We start from the raw sequence: 13921 nt of genomic DNA, 5'->3' as shown, positions 1-13921 counted from the left end.
CCGCCACATGCCCGCCTCAAGCTATCTGCCCCGCAATCCGACTCGTCACGGTTGCAGCGCCATCAGCCCAGTGAGGGCACTATGAATAGCGTGGGCTAAGGTAACTGCCACTGGCGGCCGAAACGGCACGGTGCAAAGCGACGACGGCCTGATCGACCTTCAACTCGCCATGCCCGCAGCCCTCGGTGGAAAGGGGGGAGCCACCAACCCGGAACAGCTCTTCGCTGCAGGCTATGCAGCATGCTTCGGCAACGCCGTCATCCATGTCACCCGTAACAAGGACAAGAAAATTCGAGACAACGATGTGGACGTGGCTGCGACCGTTGGGATGGAGCCGAACGGCAATGGCGGCTTTGCCCTGACGGTGGCCCTTGATGTGACCATCGCCGGGGTAGATCAGGCGATTGCCGAAGCGATCGTCGTCGACGCGCACAGGGCTTGCCCATACTCCAATGCAACCCGCGGCAATATCGACGTGGCTCTGACGGTCCATACTCGCTGATACGGTGGTCCCCAGAACGGCGTAAAGGTCATTCTTCGCCGGTTCCGCAGTGCCGACGTTCGGTTTCTCATTAGCAACCCATAACAAGAAAGGGTCGCAGACATGTTTACATGCACCGGATATGCAGCGTCTGACCCCACCACTCCGCTGGCTGCCTTTTCGTTTTCACGCCGCGATCCGGGTCCCGGCGACGTCCTGATCGATATCCTTTTCTGCGGCGTCTGCCATTCGGATCTTCATACGGCCCGCAACGATTGGGGCAACACGCTTTATCCCTGCGTACCGGGTCATGAGATCATCGGGCGTGTCGCGGCTGTTGGCCCCGACGTGACGCGGTTCAAGGTCGGCGACATGGTTGGGGTAGGGTGTCTGGTCGATTCCTGCCGCGCCTGCGAAAGCTGCCGGGAAGGCTTTGAGCAGTTCTGTGAGGAAGGCTGGGTCGGTACATACAACAGCACGGACCCTTTTTTGGGTGGCCCGACTTTCGGCGGCTATTCCAGTCACATCGTCGTCCCGGAAGCCTTCGTACTACGCGTACCCGACAATCTCGATCCGGCTGCAGCCGCACCGCTGCTCTGTGCTGGGATCACAACCTACTCGCCGCTTCGTCACTGGAAAGCCGGTCCAGGCAGGAAAGTCGGGGTCGTCGGATTGGGTGGCCTCGGCCACATTGCGGTTAAGCTTGCTCATGCCATGGGCACACATGTGGTGCTCTTCACGACATCGGTCTCCAAAGTGGCCGACGGTCATCGTCTCGGTGCTGACGAAGTCGTCCTTTCGACGGACCAGGCCGAACTTGAAAAACGCCAGTCGAGTCTCGATCTCATCATCGATGCGGTTTCGGCCCCTCACGACATCAATATCTATCTCGGGCTGTTGAAACGGGACGGAGCGTTGGTACAGGTAGGCCTCCCGGACAAGCCCCTTTCTGTCGGCGTCTTCAATCTGGTCCTGAAACGACGGAACTTGGCCGGTTCGATGATCGGTGGCATAGCCGAGACGCAGGAGCTGCTCGACTTCTGTGGAATGCACGGGATTACAGCCGATATCGAGCTCATCCCGATCCAGAAGATCGAGGACGCCTATGCATGCATAGTGCGAAGCGAAGTCAAGTATCGCTTCGTCATTGATATGGCTTCGCTGAAAACCGGCTGATGGGCGGCGATTGGCGACCCGACCGGCGGAAAGGTTAGCGGTCGTCAACCGGGATAGTGCCAACAATTTGAGCGTCGGCCATGGCTTCGCTCGAACAGCGGGGGTCCTCCTCGGGGACGTGCTGCCGTTTGCCTTCCTGGTGAGACAAAAGCAGATGATAACGTGGATAAAACGGTGAGACTGTCATGATAAAGAATTCGCCCAACTCAGACGATCATGACGATCTGCTTAGGCTCGATCGACAGGTCTGCTTCCCTTTATACGCGGCCACTAACATGCTGCAGCGACTTTATCGACCTCTGCTCTCTCCACTGGGTCTAACCTATTCTCAGTATCTCGTGATGCTTGTGCTTTGGAGGCGGGAGCCTGTTTCCGTGAGCGAGTTGTGCGAATGCCTGCATCTGGACATCGGCACATTGAGCCCACTCCTGAAGCGCATGGAGCAAACGAGCTTCATCGAGCGAGCGCGCGATCCGACCGATGATCGGCGTGTACTGATCGGGGTGACGCCGTATGGCCGCGCCCTTCGCGAACGCGCGCTCCACATTCCGGAAGCGCTTGCACGGAAGACGGGCATGGAACACCGCGAGGTCGAGGACTTGCGCGACCAGGCTCAGACGCTCGTAGCGCGTCTGGCGACGGTCTTTGCCTAACGCCGCAATCGCTGAATTCGCGAGATCACTGCAACTTGCGCCAAGCCCGCGCCAACTGTGAATGGTGCCTGTAGCGGCGGAGTTCGCTTTTTATCTCATCCGTCGTTTACAGAGGAGACGCTAGCCATGGGCGCAGCCCTTTGAACGTCGGTCAGTACCGGGCACTGATCATCACCTCGCCCGGTTGGCTCGAACGTTGTCGCACTACGAAAACTTAAGAAGGAGAACGAGAATGAAACGTCTGGAAGGAAAATCAGCGCTCATCACCGGCGGCGCATCGGGGCTTGGACGCGCGCAGGCCATTCGCTTCGCCGAGGAAGGCGCTGCAGTAGCAATCGCCGATATCAATGCTGAAAAAGCCCATGCTGTCGCCGACGAAATCACCAGCGGTGGAGGAACCGCGATTGCCGTGTCGATCGACGTAACAGACGAGAAGAGCGTCATAGCCGCGGTGCAGTCGACGATCAATGCTTTCCACCGCATCGAAATCCTCAGCAATACGGCCGGCGCATTCGACAACTTCGCGCAGTCTCTCGACACGTCACGGGAACTTTGGGACAAGATCGTCGCGATAAACCTGACGAGCCTTTATCTCGTATCGAACGCGGTTCTCCCGCACATGATCGCAAATGGCCGCGGCGTTGTCCTGAACATTACGTCTGGTGCTGGCTTGCGTGGTGGTGGCGGCGGAGCTGCCTATACCAGTACGAAGCATGGTGTCGTCGGCTTCACTCGGCAACTTGCAGCGGCGTACGGACACAAGGGCATTCGCGTGAATGCTATCGCGCCGGGATTGATCGATACACCCATGGTCGCCCATTTTTCCTCTGACGCCGGCACCAAGGCGGGGCTGTCTGCGAAGCCGGCCGGCCGCATAGGCACTGCTCAAGACATTGCAAATGCCGCACTATTCCTTGTCAGCGACGAGGCTGATTTCATTCACGCTGTGACCCTGCCTGTCGATGGCGGTTTGGTCGAGATCCTTTGACAGCTCCGCGCACGCGGCCGAAATGTCGCTTTCGGTTCGCTCGGGCTTATTGCGTGCCACCGTCAGATCTCCATCAACGAGCCGCCATCGCCCCGAAGGTTGGCTCCGGTGATGAAGCTCGCCTGTTCCAACGCCAGGAACACCACCGCAGCCGCGGCGTCTTTCGGCTTGCACGGCCGGCCGACGGGCAGGAAGTACACCGCTAAGTTCTCAGCGACAGCCCCTCGGCGCCATCCTGCCGCGCCAGCAGATCGCGGAGAATGGGCGTATCCGCACAGGCCGATGGTAAGACGTACACGAGCACAACCCGATCACCTGTTCGACGGAGAGATCGTTCACAGTTCAGGTCGGTCGGTCGAAAGAAGCTCGGAGGCGCGCAGAGCGAGGTCGTGGCGGGAAACGAGGATCGCCATCGGCGGCGAAAGCGGGCCAATCACATCGATCTGCGCGCGAAAGACGTCGACATCGATATCCGGAGCCGCGAGAATAACATGCAGCCTTGAAATCGCATCGCCCTGCCTGCCGGCCAGCCGGCCATGCTTTGGCCGACGTCGGTCATGCTACACCTCGTCTTTTGGCGCGCGAGAGACGCCAACAAACCTGCGAGCTGGTCGGGAGAATAGGTGATGGCGTCCTTGTCGGAGACATAGCCGGATAAGCTTGGCGAACTTCTTTCTGCGCTAAAGCTCCGCGGCGAGCCACGAGACAAGAACCGCTAACGCGATGGATGCGACAATCCAGAGCATGGGGATGTCCGGTTCCCGGCCGACCAGCGGCAATGGAAATTCCCACAGCACGAAACATGCCGCAAAATAGCTGACGAACAACGTCACGACGCCCGCAATCAGTCTTCTCATCCCCTTCCCCGCGCTGCCCCGGACGTTGACCGGCTTCCCGGAAGCGGTCGCAATCCCGGCGCGGCTTGCCCCCGCCGGGATTGCGCTGACTTCTTGAAGCGTCACGTGGCGGTCTCTGCGCGGGTCGGGGCAGCGCGCCGAAGCCGCCTCTTTGCGTCGATCTCGTAGAGAACCGGCACGACGAAGACGGTGAGCGCGGTGGAGACCACCGTCCCGAAGATCAGCGAGATGGCGAGACCGCCGAAGACCGGATCAGTGACCATGATCGCCGAGCCGAGGATGATGGCAAGCGTCGTCAGGAGGATCGGGCGAAGGCGTACGGCGCCTGCCTGCCGGGTCGCAACGTCGAGCGGCATGCCTTGCCGCAGGTTGTCCTGGATGAAGTCGATAATCAGCAGCGAGTTGCGGATGACGACGCCGGAGAGTGCGATGATGCCGACCATCGAAGTCGCCGAGAAGTCCGCGCCGACCAGCCAGTGGCCCGGAAAGATGCCGATGATGCCGAGCGGCACGGACGACATCGCGATCATGGGGATCAAAAACGAACGGTAGTATGCGACAAGCAGAAAATAGACGGCAAGCAACGCACCGCCCAGGGCAACGCTCATGTCGCGATAGACATCCAGCGTCATGCGCATCTCGCCGCCCCACAGAAGCTGGTAGCCGCCAATGGTGTCGGGGACATCCTCCTTGAAGCCGAGATTGCCGGTCCTCAGTGGCTGCCCATCCGGCGCGGTGATGGCGTTCAGCCGCTTCTGCAGGTCGAGCACCGCATAGAATGGCACGGTGCTGGACAGCTCAGCGCCGACGAACGTCACCTTCTCGTTGTCCCGGTGAAAGATCGGCCGGTCTGCCGCGGTGGGAACGATCCTGACCAATTCGGAAAGCGGCACCGGATTGCCGTCGCTATTATTGACGAAGACGCGGTCGAGACGGGTCGGATCGACGGCATAGCGGCGAGGCACGAATGCACGGACCGCGACCGGGTTGCGTTCGTCGGCAAGATGGGCGCGGCTCAGCGTGTTTCCACCATAGACAAGTATGAGCGCTTCGGCGATCTGTGCGGTCGAGATCCGGGAGAGCGCCGCCTTTTCCTTGTCCGGCTCGATGCGATGCTCAAGCACGTCGACCGGCTCGGTGTCGGTTATGTCGACGGTGTCGTAGGTTTCCTCGAAAGCCTTGCGCACCTGCGCGGAGAGGGTGCGCAGACCCTCGTCGTCCGGACCGTAAAGCTCAGCGAGAACCGTCGAGCGCAGCGGCGGTCCGGGCGGGTCCTCGACAAGCGAGATTTTTGCTCCCGGATATGCGGCGCGGATTGCCTCGACCTTCGGCCGGAATTCCCGCACGATGTCGATCGAGCTTTTCGAACGGTGATGTTTGTCGGTGAGGTTCACGCGGATCTCGGCGACATGATTGCCGGTGCGTCCGGCCGTTCCCTTGAACAGGCCGTTGAAGTCCTCAACCCCGGCCTGGCCGACCCAGGTCTGGTAATTGACGACTTCAGGCTCCTTCGACAACTGCACGGAAATCTCGCGTACAAACCTGTCGGTCTGTTCCACCGGCGTATTTTCCGGCATCGAAACGACGATATTGAACGTATTCTTGTTGTCTTTCGGCAGAAAGCCGATCGGGACCCCGAGATACGAACTTGCGCCGCCAACACCGGAGGGCCGGACGAACTGCCACGCGCCCTGCATGCTCGATGCCAGCATCATGGCGACGATAACCAGACCGAACCCAATCCGCACCGACCGGCTTTGCTGGAGGGGCCTGAACAGACGCAGATACAGGCGCTCCATCCGTCCCGGCTGGCCGTGCGAGGCCTCCTGCTCGTGGGCATCCTCCTCCTGAACATCATGACGATGAAGCCACCGGTTGGCCGCCCAGGGGGTGACGATGTAGGCGACGACGACGGAGGCCCCCATGGCAATGGGAACATTGAAGGCGATCGGATAGAAGTAGTCGCCTGCCATTCCGGTGACGAGAAACAGGGCAGCGAAGACCAGCATGACCGCAAAGGTGGCGAGATTGGTGGCGTTGCCGATCTCGTTGGTCGCCAGGATCGTGATCGCCTGCTTGTCCGCGCCAGCCTTGGCGGTTCCGTAGTGACGGTGGATGTTCTCTATCACGACGATCGCGGCGTCGACCAGCAGACCGAGCGCCAGAATGAGTGCGAACAGGGTCACCCGGTTGATGGTGACGCCCCCGAGAAGATCGGCCAGCAGCGTGATCGACAGGATCAGGGGAACCGTGACCATGACGATCATCGCCTCGCGCCAGCCGAGGAAGAAGATCAGGACCAGCCCGACGGTCCCCAACGCCACGAGAAGATGCTCGAGAAGGAGGTTCACCGCGGCATCGGCCTTCTCGCCGTCATCGCGGGTGACGACGACCTGGATGTCCTTGGGGACGAAGGATGCCTGCATCCGCTCGACGCGGTCGATGGCCGCATTGGCAACCACGACTGCGTTGGCACCCTTCTTCTTGGCGACGGCGATTGTCACGGCCGGCATGTCGGCCATCCCGGCGTCTGCGCCACGGTCGTCCCCCGGCCCGAAGGAGAAGCGGCTGAGCGCGGTGATCTCGGAGGGTGGTCCGTCGGTGACTGTTGCGACGTCGCGGACATAGACCGGCCGCCCCTCGTGAACGGCGACGATCTGGTTTCGGACGTCATCGGCGGAGGTGAAGGAGGCGGAGAGCTTGATCGCTTCGACCTTTCCATCACGCACAGTGGGCTGAAGCGGAGCCGACAGGTTGCTCGCCGTAAACGCTGAATAGGCCTGGGTCAGGGTGACGCCAAAGGCCTGGAGGCGATCGGGATCGAGCTCGACGGCGATTTCACGCTCGTGCCCACCCTTGATCGAAACCACCGAGACGTTCTCGGTGCTGCGCAGGCGCTCTGCCATCCGTTCGGCAATACGCCTCAGGGCATAGTCATCGTATTTTGGCGAAGCGAGCGTGAAGGTGACAATGGGAACATCGTCGGCATCGATGCTCTGCACCAGGGGCGTGCCGGCGTCGGAGGGAAGCTTGCTGCGGCTTGCCAGAACCCGGTCATAGAGCTTGACCAGCGACTCTTCCTTCGGCTCGCCGACCTTGAACTGCACCTGCACGGTGGCGAGGGAGTTCTGGGCGGTACTATCGATATGATCGATGCCCTGGATTTCCTTGAGGATGCCCTCAAGCGGCGTAACGAGAAGCTGTTCGACCTCGGCAGCCGAGGCTCCTGGCAAGGCGACGCTCACGGTGGCAGCGGGGACGACGATCTGCGGGTTTTCCTCGCGCGGTGTCTGCAGCACGGCGACGACGCCCATCAACGCAACGGCGATGATGAAGACAATGGTCAGCTTCGAGGTGATGAAGGTCTGGGCCAGCCGGCCGGCAAAGTTCAGTCGAATCTCGCTCATCGTGCGCGCCCCTCGACCGCGACAGGGGAGCCGTCGCGCACGGCGTCGCCGACGGCCGAAAGGATAGTTTCCCCATCGGAAAGACCGGAGACGACCTCGATATCGTCACCGAGAACGCGGCCGGTGCGCAGCCAGCGAAACCGCGCGGTCCCGTCCTGGACAACGAACACGCCGTCCAGTCCTCCCCTGTTGACGATTACCGCCTGTGGAACAACGGCAGCCTTCTGCTCGCCGAGACGGATTTCCGCCCGCCCGAACATGCCTGGAACAAGGCGGGCGTCCTTCGGGAGAATGACGTTGATCTCATAGCGGCGGGTGACGTCGTCGCCCGAAGGAACGATCCCGCGGATGCGCCCCTGAAACGTCGCTCCGCCGAGCGTATCGATCCGTACGGCAACCGGGGTCGCGGTGTTGACCGCAGCAAGGTTGGCCTCGGAAATGAAAGCCTTGAACAGGAGCACCTCGTGGGATTCCACGGTCAGGATGGTGGTGCCGGCCGTCGCCATCTCGCCGCTGCGCCTTGCGACCGAGACGATCACACCATCGACCGGACTGGTGATGGTGGCATACCCCTTCTGGGCTTCAGCGGCGCCAAGCGCCGAGCGGGCCTTGTCGAGCGTGGCGCTTGCGGTCGCGACCCTGACCTTGGCCTTACGCAGGGTCTCGGTGGCTGTCGCCCCGGTCCTGGCAAGGCTTGTGTATTTTTCGACATCCTGTTCCGCATCTCCGAGATCTTCCTCGGCGGCGGTGACGGAGGAACGAGCCTGACGGATTGCCGCATCGATATCGGTCTGGTCGATGCGGATCAGCAGGTCGCCGCGCGCGACCGTCTGCCCCTCCCTGACGTCGAGCTGCTCGATGAAACCGACCACCCGTGACGACACCTCGATCCGTCCATCGGAAATGACCGAGCCGGGTACGCTGTAGGTGACGGGAATATCCCTGCGTACGACTTTGACCAAGGGGAGCGGTGGAGAATTGGCTGCGGCCTCTTCGGCAACCGAAACTGCCGGTACAGGCAATAGGAAGCCGAGAGCGAGAAAAGCGAAGGCGCGGGATATGTTGCGCATGGCACCTAGTCCTTTGCGTTGGATTGGAAGGCGCGGCGCAACATCGTGGAGATGTGCATCGCAATGGCGGTGGGGGTCGAATGATCAGGGCTTGCGCCCGGCAAATGCGGGAGAAGACCCGAAAGAAGGACGTGGCCGAGGATGACGGCGATCGTCGATATCGTGGCCATGAACCGTTCGTCGGCAGACTGGCCCTGCCCGGCAAGACCACTCACGGATCGGAAGGGACGTTCGAGAACGGAGCGTGCGAGATCGTTCAGACGTTTCTCGTCGCCATCGACCAGTTCGCGCACCAGCAACCGAAAGAAGACCCAATCATCCGTCAGCAGCCGAACGAAATAATCGACGAAAAACTTGAGCCGATCGGTGCCCTCCCCTTGGGCGTCAAGCAAGTCTGCGATCGGTGCGGTCTTCTGGGCGAAGACATGCGCGACGGCTTCCCGGACAAGTTCGTCCTTGCCCTTGAAGTGATGGTAGAGATTGGCCGGCGTCACGCCCACTGCGGTGGCGACATCGCGCATCGACACGGCACTGTAGCCGAGATCGGCGTAGAGCCGCGCTGCGGTCTCCAGAATTGAGATTCGCGTGTCGGCGATCTGCATGTGAAGCCTCCGTCAGGTTACTGAACGTTCGTTAAGTCGGAAATATCGAAGGTTTTGATGTAGGTCAATTGAAAAGTTCGTTCGTATGAACTATTTATTGGCGGAAACCAAGGAGCGAAATCGATGAGCCCCCATTCCGCCCATCCAAGTGGCCACGAGGCCCGAAGCGTCAAAACCCGGTCGCAGCTGATCGAAGCGGCAATCGAAGTCATCGGTGCGGTGGGATATGAAGGTGCCAGCACCCGCGCCCTGGCAAAGACGGCCCGCACGACCCTTTCGGCAATCCCCTATCACTTCGGGGGCAAGAAGGAGCTCTATCTCGCCGCGGCCGATATGATCGCGGACTATGCTGATGGCCGCTTCCACGAGGCGCTTGCCGTTCTCGACGCCGAAGCTATTCCCGACAAGACCATTCGTCTGGAACAGGCATTTAGCAACTTCCTCCAAATCATGCTGGAGAATGCCGAGCCACATTCCTGGACGTCGTTCGTCGCGCGTTGCGCCTATGACAATGACGAAGCTTTCGCCGTCATTCACGACCGAGCCATCGCGCCGATGATCGAACGTCTCGTACGCAGCGCGGCCGAGATCTCCGGACGGTCCTCCGACGACGAGGCCTTGCGGCTGCGCATCAGCGCGATGGTGACGGCCATCGTCGGGTTCAGGTTTCTGCGGGGCATCATGCTGCGCGGCATGGGGTGGACGCAGATCCAGCCGGACGGCATCGGCCAGATCGAGGACATGGTCCGCGATCTCTGCCGCAGCGATTTCCTTAGGGTCCATCGCACTCAGTAGCCGCTCGCGCAGCAATGATCAATTTGAACAGGAAAGGAAATGCACAATGAGCAACCAATCGAAGGCCCATGAAACCGTCGCTTGGGCGAAACAACGCCTGGACGAGATCGACGCCGTCGTTTCTCAAGTCGAAAAGACGGCCGACAAGCTGACGGACGATACACGTGCGCAGGCCGAGGCGGCGCTTGTGCGCCTTCAGGCGTCGCGCGCCAAGGTCCAGACCTACTATGATCAGCTCCGCTCGGAAGCGGATAGCGTGAAAAGCGGGTTCGAGCATGCCCGGGAAGCGCTAGAAGCCGAATGGGTCGAAGTCGAAACGGCCTTCCAGGACTTCCTGGCGGCGGCAAAGGACCAGGGCGAGAGCGTGCATGAAGCCGTCGTGGCGCGTGTCGCAGCGCAGCGCAAGTCGTGGGAAGCATCCTTCGCCGATCTGCGCAAGCAGGCCGAGAGCGTCGTGGACAAGGCCCGCGCTGACTTCGATGTGGCCATCAAGCAGTTGTCCGACGAAGCGGAGAAGTTCCAGGCGCGGATCGGCGACGCGAAGGATGCCGGCGACGAGTCCTGGACCGCTGTGAAAAACGGGTTGGCCGACGCAAAGACCGTTCACGACCGCACGATCGAGAGAATCAAGGACGCCTTCTCGAAGCTGTTCTGATCGACGCTTCCGATGATCACGAGAACAACGGCTTTATAGGAGAGCAAGAGATGAAGCTTCGATTTTCCACATTCGCCCTGGCGATTCTCAGCCAGACCGTGTTGTTAGCGGCGCCCACCGCATTTGCCCAGGGTGTCGCTCCGCAGGACCAGACTGCTATTCAGGACGACCCTTCCCTGGCCCGACGGGCCGTTGAATGGTCTCAGGACCGCCTTGCCGAGCTCGATGCCAGCATCGTTGTGCTGGAGAAGGAGACCGCCAGGCTCCAGGGCGATGCCCGGGCCAAGGCCGACGCGACAGTCAAGGTGCTTCGCGAGAAGCGCGACGCCTATCGCGCGAAGGCGGATGAAGCTGCTGCCAAGGCCAGATCATGGACGGACGCCCAGGTCGCCGAGGCACGCAAGTCGCTTGATGAGAACTGGACGGCGTTCCAGACCGCGCGCGACGAGTATCTGGCGAGCGCGAAGACTGACCTGGCCACGCGCCGAGCGATCCTGGAAGCCGAACTCGATGCGCGCCAGAAGGCCTGGCAGAAATCGATCGACGATCTCAAGGCTGATGCCACAAAACTCGCCGCCGATCAGCGTGCTGCGATCGACGCGAGGATTATAGCCCTCAAGGCCCAGGCGGATGAGGCCAAGGCTCGTGCTGCCCGTCTCCAGGACGCATCCGCGCAGGCTTGGGAGACCACCAAGCAGAGTTATGCCGACGCGCAGAAGCTCTTCTTCGACACCTATGCCTCAATCCGGCAATCCATAGAGGACGCAAAAAAATAGTCCCTATGGGCCGGAGGCGGGAGATCGCCCCAAATCCCGCCTCCGGCGCATACTAAGGAGAAACCCGTATGAGTTTGATGAGCGAGATCCAGGCACTGCGAGCGGAGATCCGAGCGGAGGCCACCGGGCCTGCCACGACCGCAGGAAACGCTAGTGCTGAATCTGTCACCACCGGCCCGCCGCCGGACATGTCCGCCCGGACTGATGACGTCGATACATTCCTGAAGGCGATCAACGAAACCCTGGACGAGTTCGCGGACGAGTTGGACAGGTTTCCGCGGCTGACGGCACTTGCCGCTCTCAGCATCGGCGTAGCCGTCGGAGTCGTGATCGGACGCCATCTCCACTAGCCCCCTGCCTCGACCAAAAGGATCGCCATGTCCACGCTCAATTCCGTCAAACTTTACGGCCGGGTCGCGCTCCTGCGTCGCCAGGTTCTCCTTCAACAACTCATACGACGCGCTGTCGCCGGCGCGCTCGCGGTCGCGGCGTTTGTCACTGCTGCGGGGTTGGGGACGTATGCGCTCTTCCTCGGGATCGTGGCACCCCTCGGCGCACTCGGCGCAACGTTGACAATCGCCGCGCTCTACCTCGTCTGCTCCCTTCTGCTGCTTGCCTATACGTTGCGTGAGCGACGTTCGCCGGAGTTGCAGGCGCTCGAGGAAATGGAGGCGGCGGCCCTCGATACCCTCACGGCGGACACCCAAGGGATGGCGCAAATCGTCCAAGCCGCGGGTCATCGCGTCGAAACTCTCGGCAGCAGTCTGACGCTTGGGATCGGTATAGTTTCGGCGCTGCGCAGGTTGTTGGCATCGCGCAAGTCTTGATGCGAAACCGGACTGGCTTGGACGCATCCAGCATCGAACAATTTGCATCGCAACGCTCGCTCGTCAGCACGCTGGCCAACGAGGCCACCTGTAGTTCGAAAAGAAGAAAGGACGATATTCATGTCGAATCTTATCGTAATTGGCTTTGAGTCTGAAGAAATCGCAGATGCCGTTCTGCTCAAGCTTGCGGGTCTTCAGAAAGAATACCTTGTCGACCTCGAAGACGCGGTCGTCGCTATACGCGACAAGAACGGCAAGGTTCATCTGAAACAGAGCCTCAATCTGGCTGCTCTCGGCGCTTCGTCCGGTCTGATTTCGGGCTCATTGTGGGGCAGTCTTGTTGGTCTGCTGTTCCTGAATCCCCTTGCCGGTCTCGCTATCGGTGGCCTCGTAGGCGCGGGTACAGGCGCCCTGTCCGGCTCACTGGCCGATTATGGGATCGACGACGAGTTCATCGAGGCGTTGGCGGCAACCATAGCTCCTTCAAGCTCCGCGCTGTTTATACTGGTTCGCAAGGTACAAGCGGAAAAGGTTCTCGCCGAGTTTTCCGGAGTTCAGGCGCGCGTGCTAAAGACTTCGCTATCGCCCGAACAGGAAAAGAAGCTTCAGGAAGCTCTCTCGAAGGCCTGAATGCCTGCAGAAACGAGGCAAGAGCGTGTCATGGTGGCGAAATCGAAATGCCGAAATTCTGCCGTGGATGGCGGCAAAAGAGCTATTAGTTTCTGTAGCAAGTCGATCATGCGCGTCCTGCCGCAGCTCATTATTATTGCGGCGCTGCTCTCGGGGCCTGCGATTATCCTGGTCTTGCAGCATAATTGGCAGTGACCCTCAGAGGAAGTCGCCTGGGATCTTCGGTGGCAACGGCTACAGCGGGTGAACTCGCGTCGGGGGCGATTTCGGCGCAGCGGCCAAAGACGGGGGGAGTCGAAGTGATTGGCCGAAGGTGACCGTGAACCCGAAATCCAACTAAGGCAACTTCGCTACGTGATCGCAGCCGCCGAGTACGGAAGCTTCCGACAGGCGGCAATCGCGGTTGGCGTGCAAGAATCGGCGATCAGCCGGCGCATCCGCGATCTGGAAGACCTTGCTGGTGCGGCATTGTTCATCCGGCATCATCGTGGTGTAACGCTTACAGAAGCGGGGAAGAGCTTTCTAAGGCGGGCTCGCGCCGCAATCAACGAGATCGACCTTGCCGTAAAGGAAGTCGGGGCCGCAGGACGCGTCGAGAAGGGCATGATCCGGATCGGTATATTTACGTCGCTTGCGTCGGGTTTCCTCGCCGAACTGCTCGCACGCTATGGCGAGCAACTCCCTGGTATTCACCCGAAATTTGTCGAGGGTGCTCCGACAGAGCATATCGCAGCAGTCCGCCAACACGAGATAGACATCGCGTTCCTGACGGGGAATCCACAAGTTGTCGGATGCGAGACGACGAGATTGTGGGGCGAGCGGGTCTTCGTCGTTGTTTCGGAAAAGCATGAGCTTGCAGCGATGCAAAGGATCGAGTGGACTGACCTGCGCGGCCGACACTTTATAGTTACCCCACAATATTCACGGAGGTCGGCGTTGGAGGCTGGCGTGGAGCGAATTTCGCTGTAGGATCAAGTTGCTAGACCAAACCCGCAACGACGTCC

At 60.6% G+C, this 13921-nt stretch carries 18 protein-coding genes; 12 read left to right on the top strand and 6 right to left on the bottom strand.

Going from position 1 to position 13921, the window contains the following annotated elements:
* Positions 1 to 130: 130 nt before the first annotated feature.
* The 4 genes from J2851_RS35065 to J2851_RS35050 all read left to right on the top strand — a co-directional run bounded on the left by J2851_RS35065 (position 131) and on the right by J2851_RS35050 (position 3298).
* Positions 131 to 502, top strand: coding sequence for an organic hydroperoxide resistance protein (locus tag J2851_RS35065; protein WP_417281625.1), 372 nt, complete (start codon positions 131 to 133; stop codon positions 500 to 502).
* 102 nt (positions 503 to 604) lie between these two features.
* Positions 605 to 1657, top strand: a complete 1053-nt coding sequence (locus J2851_RS35060; protein ID WP_209773933.1) for an NAD(P)-dependent alcohol dehydrogenase — start codon at positions 605 to 607, stop codon at positions 1655 to 1657.
* Positions 1658 to 1842: 185 nt separating this feature from the next.
* Entirely contained in the window at positions 1843 to 2310 is a 468-nt protein-coding gene (locus J2851_RS35055) for a MarR family winged helix-turn-helix transcriptional regulator (RefSeq protein WP_209773930.1), read from the top strand.
* A 232-nt stretch (positions 2311 to 2542) separates the two neighbouring features.
* Positions 2543 to 3298, top strand: coding sequence for an SDR family NAD(P)-dependent oxidoreductase (locus J2851_RS35050; RefSeq protein WP_209773923.1), 756 nt, complete (start codon positions 2543 to 2545; stop codon positions 3296 to 3298).
* Between the two features lie 62 nt (positions 3299 to 3360).
* Here J2851_RS35050 and J2851_RS35045 read toward each other — a convergent pair whose 3' ends face one another.
* The 6 genes from J2851_RS35045 to J2851_RS35020 all read right to left on the bottom strand — a co-directional run bounded on the left by J2851_RS35045 (position 3361) and on the right by J2851_RS35020 (position 9234).
* Positions 3361 to 3498 carry an SDR family oxidoreductase gene (locus J2851_RS35045; RefSeq protein WP_209773920.1) on the bottom strand — a complete coding sequence of 46 codons (138 nt, stop codon included), beginning with the start codon at positions 3496 to 3498 and terminating at the stop codon, positions 3361 to 3363.
* A 135-nt stretch (positions 3499 to 3633) separates the two neighbouring features.
* Positions 3634 to 3786, bottom strand: a complete 153-nt coding sequence (locus J2851_RS36785) for an alpha/beta hydrolase (protein WP_370881334.1) — start codon at positions 3784 to 3786, stop codon at positions 3634 to 3636.
* Between the two features lie 192 nt (positions 3787 to 3978).
* Entirely contained in the window at positions 3979 to 4260 is a 282-nt protein-coding gene (locus J2851_RS35035) for a hypothetical protein (protein WP_209773918.1), read from the bottom strand.
* A complete protein-coding gene (locus tag J2851_RS35030) occupies positions 4257 to 7562 on the bottom strand; it encodes an efflux RND transporter permease subunit (RefSeq protein WP_209773916.1) in 3306 nt (1101 codons plus the stop codon). Before J2851_RS35030 ends, J2851_RS35035 begins: the two co-directional genes overlap by 4 nt.
* On the bottom strand, positions 7559 to 8632 hold the full coding sequence (locus J2851_RS35025; RefSeq protein ID WP_209773906.1) for an efflux RND transporter periplasmic adaptor subunit: 1074 nt from the start codon (positions 8630 to 8632) through the stop codon (positions 7559 to 7561). The genes J2851_RS35030 and J2851_RS35025 overlap by 4 nt, the downstream gene beginning before the upstream one ends.
* 5 nt (positions 8633 to 8637) lie before the next feature.
* Complete coding sequence (locus J2851_RS35020) at positions 8638 to 9234, bottom strand: TetR/AcrR family transcriptional regulator (RefSeq protein ID WP_209773904.1); 597 nt, start codon at positions 9232 to 9234, stop codon at positions 8638 to 8640.
* Between the two features lie 123 nt (positions 9235 to 9357).
* Here J2851_RS35020 and J2851_RS35015 point away from each other — a divergent pair, with 123 nt between their 5' ends.
* The 8 genes from J2851_RS35015 (at position 9358) to J2851_RS34980 (ending at position 13886) form a co-directional block, all read left to right on the top strand.
* Positions 9358 to 10029 carry a CerR family C-terminal domain-containing protein gene (locus J2851_RS35015; protein ID WP_209773901.1) on the top strand — a complete coding sequence of 224 codons (672 nt, stop codon included), beginning with the start codon at positions 9358 to 9360 and terminating at the stop codon, positions 10027 to 10029.
* Between the two features lie 46 nt (positions 10030 to 10075).
* On the top strand, positions 10076 to 10684 hold the full coding sequence (locus J2851_RS35010; protein WP_209773893.1) for a hypothetical protein: 609 nt from the start codon (positions 10076 to 10078) through the stop codon (positions 10682 to 10684).
* A gap of 50 nt (positions 10685 to 10734) precedes the next feature.
* Positions 10735 to 11460, top strand: a complete 726-nt coding sequence (locus J2851_RS35005) for a hypothetical protein (protein ID WP_209773890.1) — start codon at positions 10735 to 10737, stop codon at positions 11458 to 11460.
* A 68-nt stretch (positions 11461 to 11528) separates the two neighbouring features.
* Complete coding sequence (locus J2851_RS35000) at positions 11529 to 11810, top strand: hypothetical protein (protein WP_209773888.1); 282 nt, start codon at positions 11529 to 11531, stop codon at positions 11808 to 11810.
* 27 nt (positions 11811 to 11837) lie between these two features.
* A complete protein-coding gene (locus J2851_RS34995; protein WP_209773885.1) occupies positions 11838 to 12287 on the top strand; it encodes a hypothetical protein in 450 nt (149 codons plus the stop codon).
* 120 nt (positions 12288 to 12407) lie between these two features.
* The gene (locus tag J2851_RS34990) at positions 12408 to 12917 is read left to right on the top strand and encodes a DUF1269 domain-containing protein (protein WP_209773877.1); all 510 of its coding nucleotides are present in this window, start codon (positions 12408 to 12410) and stop codon (positions 12915 to 12917) included.
* A gap of 30 nt (positions 12918 to 12947) precedes the next feature.
* Complete coding sequence (locus J2851_RS34985; protein WP_209773875.1) at positions 12948 to 13112, top strand: hypothetical protein; 165 nt, start codon at positions 12948 to 12950, stop codon at positions 13110 to 13112.
* Between the two features lie 108 nt (positions 13113 to 13220).
* Positions 13221 to 13886, top strand: a complete 666-nt coding sequence (locus tag J2851_RS34980) for a LysR family transcriptional regulator (protein WP_209773873.1) — start codon at positions 13221 to 13223, stop codon at positions 13884 to 13886.
* Positions 13887 to 13921 lie beyond the last annotated feature (35 nt).

Source organism: Azospirillum rugosum, assembly GCF_017876155.1.
In the GTDB taxonomy this organism is placed as follows: Bacteria; Pseudomonadota; Alphaproteobacteria; order Azospirillales; family Azospirillaceae; genus Azospirillum; species Azospirillum rugosum.
The sequence above is the reverse complement of the archived record's forward strand: the minus strand, read 5'-3'. Positions and strand labels throughout refer to the sequence as shown.